Genomic DNA, 12,865 nt, shown 5'->3' on the forward strand with positions numbered 1-12,865 from the left:
AATGGCTAAGAACAGAAAGATTGATGCCGATAGGCTGCCAATCAGCCAGCGGATCGACAGTCGGATGCCCAATCCCAAGCGGCGCGAGATGAGCCCGACGGAGTGGGGCATCAAAGGCGAGCTGATCCTGAACTGTTCCTGCGATGTGTTTTGTCCTTGTGTTGTCTCACTGGGCGCACATCCCCCGACCGAGGGCCATTGCCATGCGTGGATGGGCGTGATCATCGACGAGGGGCATTACGAGGGCGAAGACCTCAGCGGTCTGAACGTGGGTCTGCTGGTCGATATTCCCGGTCGCATGGGCGAGGGGCAATGGAAGGTTGCCGCCTATGTTGACGAACGCGCCAGCGGCAAGGCCTATAACGGGTTGCTGCAGATATTCAGCGGTCAAGCGGGCGGCACTACGGGCTTGTTTACCATGCTGGTGAGCGAGATTATCGGGGCCGAGCGTGCTCCGGTCCAGATCGAACGCGATGGGACCAAGCGCCGGATTGTGATCGGCCGTAAAATTCAGGGCGAGATTGAAATGCTGGCCGGGAAAGACCCCGAACATCCGGTGATGGTCTCGAATTCGAAATACTGGATGGGGCCGGATATCATCGTTGCGCGTGGATTGAAATCCAAGGTTCGGGACTATGGTCGCGTTTGGGATTTCGGAGGCAAATCCGCCGAGATTTGCCCCATCGACTGGCATGGACCAAAGTGATGATCACCGGAGCCTACGCCCAAGAAATGGCGCGGTATAATCATTGGCAAAACAACCAGTTGTCAGAGTTCCTTGAGGCGCTTACCGAAGAAGAGTTGACCCGCGAACGCGGCGCGTTCTTCGGCTCGATCCTGGGTACCGCGAACCATCTTCTCTGGGGCGATTGGATCTGGATGTCACGTTTCGACAAGGGCGATGGGCCCGAGGCCAATATTCATCGTCCCGGCGGCGGGATCCATGAAAGCGTATATCTGTGCCCTGATCTGGAAAGCTGGCTAAGCCTGCGAAACACTATGGACACCCGTATCTCAGACTGGGCAGAGACGCTGGGAAATGATCCCATATCAGGGCTGTTTACCTGGTATTCGACGTCAAAAGAAGCCGACGTTACATTGCCTTACGCGCAATGCATCATGCATTTTTTCAACCATCAGACGCATCACCGCGGTCAGTTACACAAAATGCTGACCGAGACCGGCTCTGGCGCGCCGGTCAGCGATCTGTGTTTCATGCCAACGGAGGGCTGAATGCCGCAAATATCGTTGTCTCGCCGTCTGCGGCGCACACCATTCTCGGAAGGTGTCGAGGCCGCAGGGGTCAAAGGCTATACGGTCTATAACCGCATGCTGTTGCCGACGGTGTTCGAAAGCGTCGAGGCAGACTACCGTCATCTTAAGTCCCATGTGCAGGTTTGGGATGTCTCCTGCGAGCGACAAGTGGAACTGCGCGGGCCGGACGCTGCGCGACTAATGCAGATGCTGACGCCGCGCGATCTGCGGGGCATGCTGCCGGGGCAGTGCTACTATGTGCCTATCGTGGATGAGACCGGCGGTATGCTAAACGATCCGGTGGCGGTGAAACTGTCTGAAGATCGCTGGTGGATATCCATCGCTGACAGCGATTTGCTGTTGTGGGTCAAAGGCTTGGCCAATGGCTACCGGCTGGACGTGTTGGTGGATGAGCCGGACGTATCACCTCTGGCCATTCAGGGGCCCAAGGCCGAAGAGTTGTTGGCGCGGGTGTTCGGGGACCGGGTGCGCGATATTCGGTTCTTCAAATTCGATATGTTTGAATTCGAGGGGCGCGATCTGGCCGTTGCCCGCTCGGGTTATTCCAAGCAGGGCGGGTTCGAGATTTATGTCGAGGGTGGTGATATCGGGATGCCGCTGTGGAATGCGATTTTTGATGCGGGCCAAGATTTGCAGGTGCGCGCAGGGTGCCCGAACCTGATCGAACGGATCGAGGGCGGGTTGTTGTCTTATGGCAATGACATGACAGACGACAACACGCCGCATGAATGCGGATTGGGCAAGTTCTGCAATACGCATACGGCGATTGGCTGTGTCGGCAGGGACGCTTTGTTGCGCGTTGCCAAGGAAGGCCCGGTGCAGCAAATTCGCCCGATTGCGATTGAGGGCGACGCGGTACCGCCCTGCGTGGAGCCTTGGCCCGTTTATGCAGACGGAAAACAGGTCGGTCAGGTGACATCGTCTGCCTGGTCACCTGATTTCGCGACCAATGTTTCCATTGGGATGATGCGATTGAGCCATTGGGACACAGGAACCAAGCTTGAGGTGGAAACGCCTGATGGGATGCGGAACGCAACGGTACAGGGGCATTTTTGGATCTGACACGGGGGAAGGGGGCTCTGCCCCCGTCGCTGCGCGACTCCCCCGGGATATTTTGGGCCAGGTGAAATGATGGGCCGGGCCAGAGAGAACGAAAGGACTATGAATATGTTCAATGCATTGGTGATGGATAAGGATGAAGAAAGCGGCCTGGCGAACGCTTCGGTCAAGCAATTTTCGACCGAAGATCTGCCGCATGGCGAGGTGACCGTTGCCGTTGAGTATTCGACGGTGAACTACAAGGACGGGCTGTGCCTGTCGCCGAAAGGGGGTGGTTTGGTCCGGAACTACCCACATGTGCCAGGGATCGATTATGCCGGAACGGTCGAGGCCTCATCGGACGACCGCTACAAGCCGGGCGACAAGGTTGTTCTGACTGGTTGGCGTGTGGGAGAGGCTCATTGGGGTGGGTATTCACAGAAAGCCAATGCGCGGGCCGATTGGCTGGTTCCCTTGCCGGACGGTCTGGATGCACGGCAGGCGATGGCGGTTGGTACGGCGGGCTTTACCGCGATGCTGGCCGTCATGGCGCTGGAAGATCATGGGCTGACACCGGATCACGGGCCTGTGCTGGTAACAGGGGCCGCGGGTGGTGTTGGGTCAGTGGCGACCGCGATCCTGGGGCAGCTTGGCTATGAGGTTGCGGCTGTAACCGGGCGACCCGAGACTGGGGATTATTTGAAATCGCTGGGGGCAACGACGATTGTACCGCGCGAAGAGCTCAATGAAACCACCAAACGCCCGTTGGAAAGCGAAACCTGGGCCGGGTGTATTGATGCCGTTGGCGGTGACATGCTTGCGCGCGTCTTGGGTCAGATGAAGTATGGCTGTTCGGTCGCGGCTGTGGGTCTTGCAGGCGGCGCGGCCCTGCCAACCACGGTGATTCCCTTCCTGCTGCGCGGCGTGAACCTGTTGGGCATCGACAGTGTGATGCAGCCCTATGACAACCGCGTTCGGGCCTGGCAGCGGATCGCAAGCGATCTGCCAATGGAGAAGCTTGAGGCGATGGTGCATCCCGCAACCTTGTCTGATCTGCCAACACTTGGCGCAGATATCCTGAAAGGTCAGGTTAAAGGGCGCGTTGTGGTCGACGTCAACGCCTGATTTGATACCACGGTAAGGGCAGGTCATGTTATGGGCCTGCCCTTGCTGATTAAAAGCTGGCGAAAACGACCGAAACTCTGCTGGTCATTGCCGCAATTCCTGCCCATGATTGCTATACATCCCAAATGTGATGGCGTAAGACCCATCCAAACAGCACTTGAAGACGGGGAGTGAGCAGCATGTCTGACGACTTCGAACTGGACACCGATGATCTGAAACGCCGCATGGATGGCGCCATGTCCAACCTCAAAACAGAATTTGCATCATTGCGGACGGGTCGGGCCTCGGCTTCGATGCTGGAACCGGTGATGGTGGACGCCTATGGGTCGATGACACCGATCAACCAGGTTGGCACGGTCAATGTGCCGGAACCGCGGATGGTAACGGTCAATGTCTGGGACAAAGGCCTTGTAGGCAAAGTCGAAAAAGCGATCCGCGAAAGTGGTTTGGGGATCAATCCTCAGTTGAATGGCACGATCATCATGTTGCCGATCCCGGAACTGAACGAAGAACGCCGCCGCGAGCTGGGGAAGGTTGCGGGGCAGTACGCCGAAAGCGCGCGGGTTTCGATCCGCAATGTGCGCCGTGACGGGATGGACCAGATCAAAAAGGCCAAATCGGACGGCATGTCCGAGGATGACCAGAAGTTCTGGGAAAGCGAAGTTCAGGACCTGACGGATGCGATGATTAAGGCTGTTGATGCAGCGCTTGAGACCAAGCAGTCCGAAATCATGCAGGTCTGAGCTTATCTTATGCCCAAGGATCCCCAAACTGAGCCAGGACCTGGTCCGCGCCATGTGGCGATCATTATGGATGGTAATGGCCGCTGGGCGCAGGCACGTGGGCGACCCCGATTGTTCGGTCATCACGCTGGCGCGCGTCGCGTGCGCGAGGTGGTCGAAGCCTGTCCGGGGCTGGGGATCAAGTACCTGACCGTCTTTGCCTTTTCGACCGAGAACTGGAAACGAACTCAGGTCGAAGTGGCGGGGCTTATGAGCTTGTTTCGCCGCTATATCATCAAGGAAACCAAGACGCTGGCCGAAAATGGCATCCGCGTGCGGTTTATCGGGGATCGCGTTCGGCTGGATTCAAAGCTCATCGAGCTGATGGATTCTCTGGAAGAAGAAACCAAGAACAACGATCTGGTGCATTTGACCGTCGCCCTGAACTATGGCGGTCGGGATGAGGTTGCCCGCGCGACCAAACGGCTGGCGCGCGATGTGGCCGAAGGGCGATTGCATCCCGATGATGTGGACGAAGAAACGCTGCCCAAATACCTGGATACGCGGGTTCTGCCGGATCCTGATCTGGTGATCCGTACCAGTGGCGAGGCGCGTATTTCGAACTTTTTGCTGTGGCAATCCGCCTATTCTGAATACGAGTTCATCGACACGCTGTGGCCTGACTTCACCGCGGCCGAGCTGGAATGCCTGTGCAACAACTTTGGATCGCGCGAGCGGCGTTTCGGAGCAGTTATCGCATGAGCGATGGCCGATGGTCTGATCTGACGACGCGCGTTCTGTCTGCCATCGTGCTTGTCGCCATCGGTGCGATTGAGGTTTGGCTGGGCGGAATCTGGTTTGAAAGCTTCATCGCGGTGGCCTGCGGGTTGATGGCTTGGGAACTGGTTCGGATGATCGAGCCACAACGCGCAAGCGTTGCGGTGCAATTGGGTATTCTGACCTGCGCGGTGGTTTTTGGTGTCGCAGAGCTTTGGCGTTTTGAATTTTCGCAGGTTTACACGCTACCGATCATAGCCGCGCTTGCTTTGGTTTCTGCCGGGCAGGTCAAGCAATCGCGCGGGTTGTGCGCGGTGTTTATGCTATGGATTGCCGGGGCAGGGCTGGGTTTTATTTCGATCCGAGAGACGATGGGCTTTACAGCGATGATCTGGCTGATTGCCTTGGTCGCGGCAACTGATGTGGCGGGATATTTCGTGGGCAAGGCCGTGGGTGGACCGAAGTTCTGGCCCAAGGTCAGCCCCAAGAAAACATGGTCTGGTACAGCAGGGGGCTGGGCAGCAGCTGCAATGGTTGGCATCCTGTTCGCCGTCCAGGGCGGGTTTGGCGTGATGTTCGTGGTGATTTCAGTACTGGCTTCGATGGCCAGTCAGGCTGGTGACATTGCTGAAAGCGCGGTCAAACGCAGGTTTGGGATCAAGGACAGCTCGAATCTGATCCCCGGCCATGGCGGGTTTCTGGACCGGTTTGATGGAATGATGGGTGCGGCGCTGTTCGTGCTTTTGGCGGGTTTGATCTATTCCCCCGGGGCGATGTGATGCGCAAGGTTTCGATTTTCGGTGCGACCGGTTCGATTGGCCAGAACACAATTGATTTGATCGCTCGTGCACCCGATCACTATGACGTGGTCGCCCTGACCGGGGGCACCAATATCGCTCAGCTGGCCGCAGATGCCCTCAAGTTACGCGCCGATATCGCTGTGACGGCTTATGAGGACCGGTTGCCCGACCTGCGCGATGCGCTGGAAGGTTCAGGCGTCGAAGCGGCCGCTGGTGCGCAGGCGCTGTCCGAAGCGGCGGCGCGGCCTGCAGATTGGGTCATGTCAGCTATCGTGGGGGCGGCCGGGCTGGCCCCGGGGATCGAGGCGTTGAAGCAAGGCGCGACGCTGGCACTGGCCAACAAAGAAACGCTCGTTTGTGCCGGGGCCTTGGTGCTGGACACAGCCAAAACGCATGGCGCGCGCCTGCTGCCGGTGGACAGTGAGCATTCAGCTGTTTTTCAGGCACTTGTGGGCGAGGATATTGGCGCGGTTGAGCGGATCATCATCACAGCCAGTGGCGGGGCCTTTCGGGATTGGCCCGTCTCAGACTTGGCCAAGGCAACGGTTGAACAGGCCTCAAGCCACCCGAACTGGGATATGGGGCAGCGGATCACCATCGACAGCGCCTCGATGTTCAACAAGGCGCTTGAGGTGATCGAGACCAGAGAATTCTTTGGGGTAGACCCGCAGCGGATCGAAGTTCTCGTACATCCTGAATCTATCGTGCATGCGCTGGTTGGGTTTCGGGATGGTGCGGTGATGGCCCATATGGGCGCGCCCGATATGCGCCACGCCATTGGCTACGCGCTGCATTGGCCGCACAGACAGCGGCTACCGGTCGAACGGCTCGACCTGGCGGCGATTGGGCAGCTGAATTTTCAAAAGCCCGATCTGACTCGTTACCCCGCGCTCAAACTGGCGTGGGATGTCATGGAACGCGGAGGACTATCGGGCGCTGTTTTCAATGCCGCCAAAGAGCGGGCGCTGGATCACTTTATCGCGCGTCGGATCGGATTTCTGGACATGGCAGATTGTGTTGCCATGGTTCTGGACAGATTTGATGCGGAACAATGTCTTATTGATGCCCCTTTGACACTTGATAACGTACAGCAAACGGACCATCTGGCACGGCAATGGGCAGATGACGCCGTGCACAAACGAGCAGGATAGAATATTGGACGTACTTTCCCTGATCCCGCAATTCGGAAATTTGCTTTGGACGATTGTGGCCTTTGTGATCGCTTTGTCCGCCATCGTGGCTGTGCATGAATACGGGCATTACATCGTTGGTCGCTGGTCTGGCATTCATGCCGATGTGTTTTCCATTGGGTTCGGCCCGGTGTTGTGGAGCCGGTTCGACAAGCGTGGCACAAAATGGCAGATCGCGCTGCTGCCGTTTGGGGGCTATGTCAAATTCAAGGGTGATTCCAACGCGGCCTCGGGTAAGGACGAAGAGGCGATGGAAGAGATCGCCGAACAAAGCCCTGAAGAGCTGCGCAGTACCATGCATGGCGCGCCGCTTTGGGCCCGTGCCGCAACCGTTGCGGCTGGCCCAATATTCAATTTTGCCATGTCGATCATCGTTTTCGGGATGATCTTTTGGTCGCAAGGTGTGTCACGCGAACCTCTGACAGTGGGTGAATTGCAACCGTTGCCGGGAACCGTTCAGGGCCTTCAGGTGGGGGATGAGATCGTCGCCATTGCCGGTATCACGACACCGGATTTTGATGAGGAGAGCAACTGGAGCGAATTCACCGGGTCGCTGCCTGTTGAACCTGTTCTGGACTATACCGTAATCCGCGATGGTGAAACGCTGGATGTCGAAGCGCCTTGGTTGTTCCCACCGCTGATCCGTCAGGTTGCACCGCGCAGTGCCGCGATGGACATCCAGCTTGAAGCGGGGGATGTGATCACCGCCGTCAACGGGCAGCCAATCTTTGCCTTCGACCAGCTTAAGGAATTTGTCGAAAGCTCGGATGGTCGCGTATTATTGCTGAACGTTTGGCGCGACGGGGCTGATCTGGAATTTGCTCTGGCCCCACGGCGCACGGATGAGCCCCAGTCCGAAGGCGGCTTTATCACTCATTGGCGTATCGGGATCGTGGGCGGCATGATGCTGGAACCTGCGACTCAGCCCGCTGGCATTTGGGATTCGCTGACGGGCGGTGTCAGGCAGACCATCCGCATTATCGACGGATCGCTGTCGGGGATGTGGCACATGATCACCGGCGCGATCAGTACCTGCAATATCTCCGGCCCGATTGGCATTGCCGAAACCTCGGGTGCGATGGCCAGTCAGGGTGCGCAGAACTTCATCTTCTTTATTGCGGTTTTGTCGACCGCTGTTGGACTGCTGAACCTGTTCCCAATTCCGGCTTTGGATGGCGGGCACCTGGTCTTTTATGCTTATGAAGCCGTTGCCGGAAAGCCGCCCAGCGACCGGGCGCTCCGGATTTTGATGACGGTGGGAATCACCCTGATTCTCAGCCTGATGCTGTTTTCGGTAACAAACGATCTGTTCTGCTGATTGTGACACCGCGCGCACAACAAAGCCGCATTCTTGCCTCAATCTGGCGTTAGTGTTTTCGCCAAATTGAGGGCCGACCATGACACAAGCACTGCGCAAATCCTATCAAAGCTTCAGCTTCCTGTTCATGTTGAACCGGGACGTCTTGCTGAGTTTTGCGGTCACCGCTTTGGCCCTTGGTTTAGGTGCTTATCTGGCCGGATTCTGATTCTGGCTCGGCACAACAGCGCAGAGTAGGCGCGATCAAATGCCAGATGGGCGTTTTGGCCTTTTGACAAGCACATCCAGACCCGTTACTCAGCATTAAAGTCTTAGAATTCTGGGTTGAGATAAAAATGACCGACGGGCGAGGCGCGGGCACATCCTGCGGGGGGCGTAAGTCTTCAAACAAGATTTTGTGGCAAACGCTCACGTTTCTTTTCCTTTTTGTTGCGGCAAGTTTACTGGCAGTGCCAAACGTTGCGACCGCGCAAAGCTTTACGATCAATTCGTTTGACGTAGATGGAAACCGGCGTATTGAGACCGGCACGATCATCGCAAGAACCGGGATCGAACCGGGCCAGACGGTGACAAGCGGTCAGCTGAACGATGCCTATCAGCGTTTGCTTGACAGTGGTGTTTTTGAAACAGTCGAATTGACACCGCGCGGCACAACCCTGGTGATCGAGGTTCAGGAATACCCGACGATCAACCAGATCAGCATCGAGGGGAATCGGCGTGTCAAAGACGACGTCTTGCTCGAAGTGATTTCGTCGCAGCCCCGTCGTGTGTTCACGCCTCAGGCCGCCGAAGCGGATGCCGATCTGATCGCTGAAGTCTATTCGGCACAAGGTCGTGTGGCTGCGACCGCGATCCCCCGTATCATCCGCCGCAGCGAAAACCGGGTGGATCTGGTATTCGAAGTCTCTGAGGGCACCACGATTGAGGTGGAGCGTGTCAGCTTTGTCGGCAACCGCGCCTATTCCGACCGTCGCTTGCGCCGCGTGCTTGAGACGAAACAGGCCACCATTCTACGTACCTTTTTCCGCAGCGATACATTCATCGGTGACCGGATCGAGTTCGACAAGCAGGTCATTCGTGATTTCTACCTGTCGCGTGGCTATATCGACTTCCGTGTAAACAGTGCCAATGTTGAGTTCACCCGCGAACGCGATGCGTTTTTCCTGGTGATGAATGTAACCGAGGGACAGCAATTCTCATTCGGTAAGATCACCACTGTCAGCGAGATTCCAGGCGTGGACGCCGCAGCCTATCAGGCTGCGCTGAAAATCAAGCCGGGTGTTACGTATTCACCCACGCTGATCGAAAACTCGATCGCTCGGCAGGAACGGTTGGGCGTGAAACAAGGCGTCGATTTTCTGCGGGTCGAGCCGCGTGTCACCCGGAATGATCGCGACCTGACGCTGGATATCGAATTCGTCCTAAGCAAGGGCCCCCGCGTCTTTGTTGAAAGGATTGATATCGAAGGGAACACCACAACGCTGGATCAGGTGATCCGTCGCCAGTTCGACACGGTCGAAGGAGATCCGTTCAATCCGCGTGCGATCCGTCAGGCATCTGAGCGCATCAACGCTTTGGGTTTCTTCGCCACAGCAAGTGTTGAGCCGCGCGAAGGGTCAAGCCCAAGCCAGGTCATTCTGGACGTGGATGTTGAAGAACAGCCCACGGGTTCACTTTCGCTGGGCGGTAGCTACTCGGTATCGGACGGTATCGGGCTTGCTGTTGCGTTGAACGAATCCAATTTCCTTGGGCGTGGTCAGAATCTTGGTTTTTCCATCTCGACTGCGCAGGAATCCGAACAATACACCATCAACTTTGCAGAACCTTACCTGTTGGGTCGCAGATTGCGCTTTGATCTTGGGCTTGGTCTCTCGGGGACCAACTCTGGGTTTGCAAGCTACGATACCCAACGCCTGTTCTTTAATCCTCAGCTGACCTACTCAATCGGTGAGCTGTCCGCATTGCGCCTCCGATATGGTTGGGAGCGCAGTGAAATGACTCAGCAGGATGATGAAATCAACGGTGCCGTTATTTCATCTGAAATCGAGCAAGGTAAGCGTACGACAAGCTCTCTCGGTGTATCCTATGTATATGACAGCCGTATCGGTGGATTGAACCCCAATGCCGGCGTTTTGTTCGAGGTCGGCGTGGATGCCGCGGGTCTTGGCGGAGATAATCAGTTCTTCAAAACGACGGCCCGCGGGATTGCGCAGACGCGCGTGTTGAGTGAAGAGGTGACCTTGCGTGCGACGCTTGAACTTGGCGCTTTGCATTGGTCCGGAGATGATTTCAGCCGTACAGTCGACCGATTTCTGCTAGGGCCGAGTGTGTTCCGAGGGTTCGAACCTGCCGGTCTTGGCCCACGCGATCTGTCCAACGGTCAAGATGACGCTATTGGCGGCAATTATTACTGGGTCGCTCGCTTTGAATCCGATTTCCCATTGGGCCTGCCAGAGGAACTGGGTCTCCGTGGAGGCGTGTTCTATGATGTTGGGAACCTCTACAATATTGACAATGTGAACACAGCTGGCGCGAACATCGTTGGCGCAGATGGTTCAATTCGCCATGTCATTGGTCTTTCTGTCCTCTGGGAAACACCCTTCGGTCCGCTGCGGTTCAACTTCTCGAAAGCTCTAAAAAAAGAAGAATTCGACAAAGAACGGAGCTTCGACCTAACCGTTCAGGCAAGGTTCTGATCTTTCATGGCTGACCACGGTCTCAACCTTCTGCAGGGCCCCCTTCGGGCCCTGTGTGTTTTTCTGGCCTGTGTTTGGGCTCTCCCAAGCTCGGCGCAGCAATTGGGTGTGTCTCAAAACGTCGTAGTGACGATCTCCAGTGATCGCCTGTTTACGGAATCCCAGTTTGGTCAGCGCGTCTTGCGCGAGATTGAGCAGGAAGGTGCGTTGCTGGGCGAGGAAAATGAACGCATCATTGCTGAACTGAGCGCTGAAGAACAAATGCTTACCGAAAGACGTGGTGAACTGACACCGGAAGAATTTCGTCCGCTGGCGGAAGCCTTTGACACAAAGGTTCAGTCTCATCGCGCGGGGCAGCGTGCCAAACTGGACGCGCTGGCCCGTCTTAGCGAAGACAGTCGTCAAAGGTTCTATGAGTTGGCGCGTCCGGTACTGATCGATCTTTTGCAGGAAAGCGGCGGCTCGATCATTCTGGAACGCTCGAATGTGCTGCTCAGCTCGGACGCGTCGGACATCACCGATGTTGCGATAGACCGGATCGATGATGCAATCGGAGACGGAACCGGCCTGCAGGACGGCCAGGGCGAATAGACGGGTCCGCTTGCCCTTATGCGCCTGTATTGCTAACCACGCGAGAACTGAGACTTCCAAGACGGGATTTGTGACTTATGACCTCGGAAACCAAAAGCGCCGACATTCAGCTGATCCAGCGCATATTGCCGCATCGCTATCCGTTTCTTTTGGTCGACAAGGTGGTTGATATTGACGGCTATCAATCAGCCGTTGGTATCAAGAATGTCACCATGAACGAGCCGCATTTCCAGGGTCATTTCCCCGGTACTCCGATCATGCCAGGCGTCACCATCGTCGAAGCGATGGCGCAAACTGCCGGTGTCATGCTGGGCGTTGGCATGGACGTGATTGATACCGAACTGCTGATCTATTTCATGAGCATTGATAAGTGCAAATTCCGCCGCAAGGTTGTGCCTGGCGATGTTCTGGAGATGCATGTGGAAACCCTGCGCGGCAAGAAAGGCGGCAAGCTGTTCAAGTTCAACGGCCGGGCCACTGTCGATGGTGAAGTTGCCGCCGAAGCCGAGTTTTCGGCCTATGTTGATTGGGACATGGAAAAAACGGCATGAGCGGCATTCATCCCAGCGCAGTCATAGAAGAGGGCGCTCAGATCGGGCAGGGCTGCTCGATTGGCCCGTTCTGCCATATCGGGCCTCAGGTGCGGTTGGGCGATCGGGTGGAACTGAAATCACATGTTGTCGTGACTGGCGACACCTCTGTCGGTGACGATACGGTTATCTTCAACTTCTCGGTTATTGGCGAAATCCCTCAGGACCTGAAATTTGGCGGCGAGAATACGCGGCTGGAAATCGGCCAGCGCAACCGGATACGAGAGCATGTGACCATCAATACCGGCACCGATGGTGGCGGTGGTGTGACGCGTATTGGTGACGATTGCCTGCTGATGGCGGGCGTGCATGTGGCCCACGATGTTCAGATGGGCAATCGGGTGATCATGGTGAACCATGCGGGTGCAGCCGGCCATTGTATCATCGAGGATGATGTGATCATCGGGGGTATTTCGGGCCTGCATCAATGGGTGCGGGTTGGTCGCGGTGCCATCATCGGCGCGCTGACCATGGTGCCCAATGACGTGATTCCCTACGGTCTGGTCCAGGCCCCACGCGGGGAACTGGACGGGCTCAACCTGGTTGGCCTGAAACGGCGCGGCGTTTCGCGCGAAGATATCTCGGCGCTGCGGGCGGCCTTCAAGGAACTGACTGTAGGTGATGGGACGTTTCAGGAGCGCGCCCATCGCGCGGGTGAAGGCACTGACAGTGAATATGTCCGGCGCATTGTTGAATTTGTGACCGGTGACACGGATCGTTCTTTCCTGACACCAAGGAAGTAA

The 12,865-nt window shown here is 56.7% G+C and carries 14 protein-coding genes; all 14 read left to right on the forward strand.

Going from position 1 to position 12,865, the window contains the following annotated elements:
• Window position 1 precedes the first annotated feature (1 nt).
• Entirely contained in the window at window positions 2-706 is a 705-nt protein-coding gene (locus tag AC2FGE_RS06300; protein ID WP_496818362.1) for a DUF1326 domain-containing protein, read from the forward strand.
• Entirely contained in the window at window positions 706-1,233 is a 528-nt protein-coding gene (locus tag AC2FGE_RS06305) for a DinB family protein (RefSeq protein ID WP_496818363.1), read from the forward strand. The genes AC2FGE_RS06300 and AC2FGE_RS06305 overlap by 1 nt, the downstream gene beginning before the upstream one ends.
• On the forward strand, window positions 1,234-2,337 hold the full coding sequence (locus AC2FGE_RS06310) for a dimethylsulfoniopropionate demethylase (protein WP_496818364.1): 1,104 nt from the start codon (window positions 1,234-1,236) through the stop codon (window positions 2,335-2,337).
• A gap of 105 nt (window positions 2,338-2,442) precedes the next feature.
• A complete protein-coding gene (gene acuI / locus AC2FGE_RS06315; RefSeq protein WP_496818365.1) occupies window positions 2,443-3,438 on the forward strand; it encodes an acryloyl-CoA reductase in 996 nt (331 codons plus the stop codon).
• A 179-nt stretch (window positions 3,439-3,617) separates the two neighbouring features.
• Window positions 3,618-4,181, forward strand: coding sequence for a ribosome recycling factor (gene frr / locus AC2FGE_RS06320; RefSeq protein ID WP_496818366.1), 564 nt, complete (start codon window positions 3,618-3,620; stop codon window positions 4,179-4,181).
• 9 nt (window positions 4,182-4,190) lie between these two features.
• Window positions 4,191-4,922: an undecaprenyl pyrophosphate synthase gene (gene uppS, locus AC2FGE_RS06325; RefSeq protein WP_496818368.1), complete on the forward strand. Its 732-nt coding sequence runs from the start codon at window positions 4,191-4,193 to the stop codon at window positions 4,920-4,922.
• Window positions 4,919-5,716, forward strand: coding sequence for a phosphatidate cytidylyltransferase (locus AC2FGE_RS06330; protein WP_496818370.1), 798 nt, complete (start codon window positions 4,919-4,921; stop codon window positions 5,714-5,716). Before uppS ends, AC2FGE_RS06330 begins: the two co-directional genes overlap by 4 nt.
• Complete coding sequence (gene dxr, locus AC2FGE_RS06335) at window positions 5,716-6,888, forward strand: 1-deoxy-D-xylulose-5-phosphate reductoisomerase (RefSeq protein WP_496818371.1); 1,173 nt, start codon at window positions 5,716-5,718, stop codon at window positions 6,886-6,888. The genes AC2FGE_RS06330 and dxr overlap by 1 nt, the downstream gene beginning before the upstream one ends.
• Window positions 6,889-6,892: 4 nt before the next feature.
• Entirely contained in the window at window positions 6,893-8,245 is a 1,353-nt protein-coding gene (rseP, locus tag AC2FGE_RS06340; protein WP_496818373.1) for an RIP metalloprotease RseP, read from the forward strand.
• 79 nt (window positions 8,246-8,324) lie between these two features.
• Window positions 8,325-8,453 carry a hypothetical protein gene (locus AC2FGE_RS06345; RefSeq protein ID WP_496818374.1) on the forward strand — a complete coding sequence of 43 codons (129 nt, stop codon included), beginning with the start codon at window positions 8,325-8,327 and terminating at the stop codon, window positions 8,451-8,453.
• 127 nt (window positions 8,454-8,580) lie between these two features.
• Window positions 8,581-10,941 (forward strand): outer membrane protein assembly factor BamA, encoded by a 2,361-nt coding sequence (gene bamA, locus AC2FGE_RS06350; protein ID WP_496818375.1) that lies wholly within the window; start codon window positions 8,581-8,583, stop codon window positions 10,939-10,941.
• Window positions 10,942-11,067: 126 nt separating this feature from the next.
• Window positions 11,068-11,532: an OmpH/Skp family outer membrane protein gene (locus tag AC2FGE_RS06355; RefSeq protein ID WP_496818376.1), complete on the forward strand. Its 465-nt coding sequence runs from the start codon at window positions 11,068-11,070 to the stop codon at window positions 11,530-11,532.
• Window positions 11,533-11,609: 77 nt separating this feature from the next.
• Window positions 11,610-12,083: a 3-hydroxyacyl-ACP dehydratase FabZ gene (gene fabZ / locus AC2FGE_RS06360; protein ID WP_496818377.1), complete on the forward strand. Its 474-nt coding sequence runs from the start codon at window positions 11,610-11,612 to the stop codon at window positions 12,081-12,083.
• Window positions 12,080-12,865: an acyl-ACP--UDP-N-acetylglucosamine O-acyltransferase gene (lpxA, locus tag AC2FGE_RS06365; protein ID WP_496818378.1), complete on the forward strand. Its 786-nt coding sequence runs from the start codon at window positions 12,080-12,082 to the stop codon at window positions 12,863-12,865. The genes fabZ and lpxA overlap by 4 nt, the downstream gene beginning before the upstream one ends.

This window comes from Ruegeria sp. YTSA075 (genome assembly GCF_059610245.1).

Bases quoted from the DNA above. Each gene is read 5' to 3' on its own strand.
- AC2FGE_RS06300 (WP_496818362.1), top strand. From the start codon at position 2: ATGGCTAAGAACAGAAAGATTGATGCCGATAGGCTGCCAATCAGCCAG.
- AC2FGE_RS06305 (WP_496818363.1), top strand. From the start codon at position 706: ATGATCACCGGAGCCTACGCCCAAGAAATGGCGCGGTATAATCATTGG.
- AC2FGE_RS06310 (WP_496818364.1), top strand. From the start codon at position 1,234: ATGCCGCAAATATCGTTGTCTCGCCGTCTGCGGCGCACACCATTCTCG.
- acuI (WP_496818365.1), top strand. From the start codon at position 2,443: ATGTTCAATGCATTGGTGATGGATAAGGATGAAGAAAGCGGCCTGGCG.
- frr (WP_496818366.1), top strand. From the start codon at position 3,618: ATGTCTGACGACTTCGAACTGGACACCGATGATCTGAAACGCCGCATG.
- uppS (WP_496818368.1), top strand. From the start codon at position 4,191: ATGCCCAAGGATCCCCAAACTGAGCCAGGACCTGGTCCGCGCCATGTG.
- AC2FGE_RS06330 (WP_496818370.1), top strand. From the start codon at position 4,919: ATGAGCGATGGCCGATGGTCTGATCTGACGACGCGCGTTCTGTCTGCC.
- dxr (WP_496818371.1), top strand. From the start codon at position 5,716: ATGCGCAAGGTTTCGATTTTCGGTGCGACCGGTTCGATTGGCCAGAAC.
- AC2FGE_RS06345 (WP_496818374.1), top strand. From the start codon at position 8,325: ATGACACAAGCACTGCGCAAATCCTATCAAAGCTTCAGCTTCCTGTTC.
- bamA (WP_496818375.1), top strand. From the start codon at position 8,581: ATGACCGACGGGCGAGGCGCGGGCACATCCTGCGGGGGGCGTAAGTCT.
- fabZ (WP_496818377.1), top strand. From the start codon at position 11,610: ATGACCTCGGAAACCAAAAGCGCCGACATTCAGCTGATCCAGCGCATA.
- lpxA (WP_496818378.1), top strand. From the start codon at position 12,080: ATGAGCGGCATTCATCCCAGCGCAGTCATAGAAGAGGGCGCTCAGATC.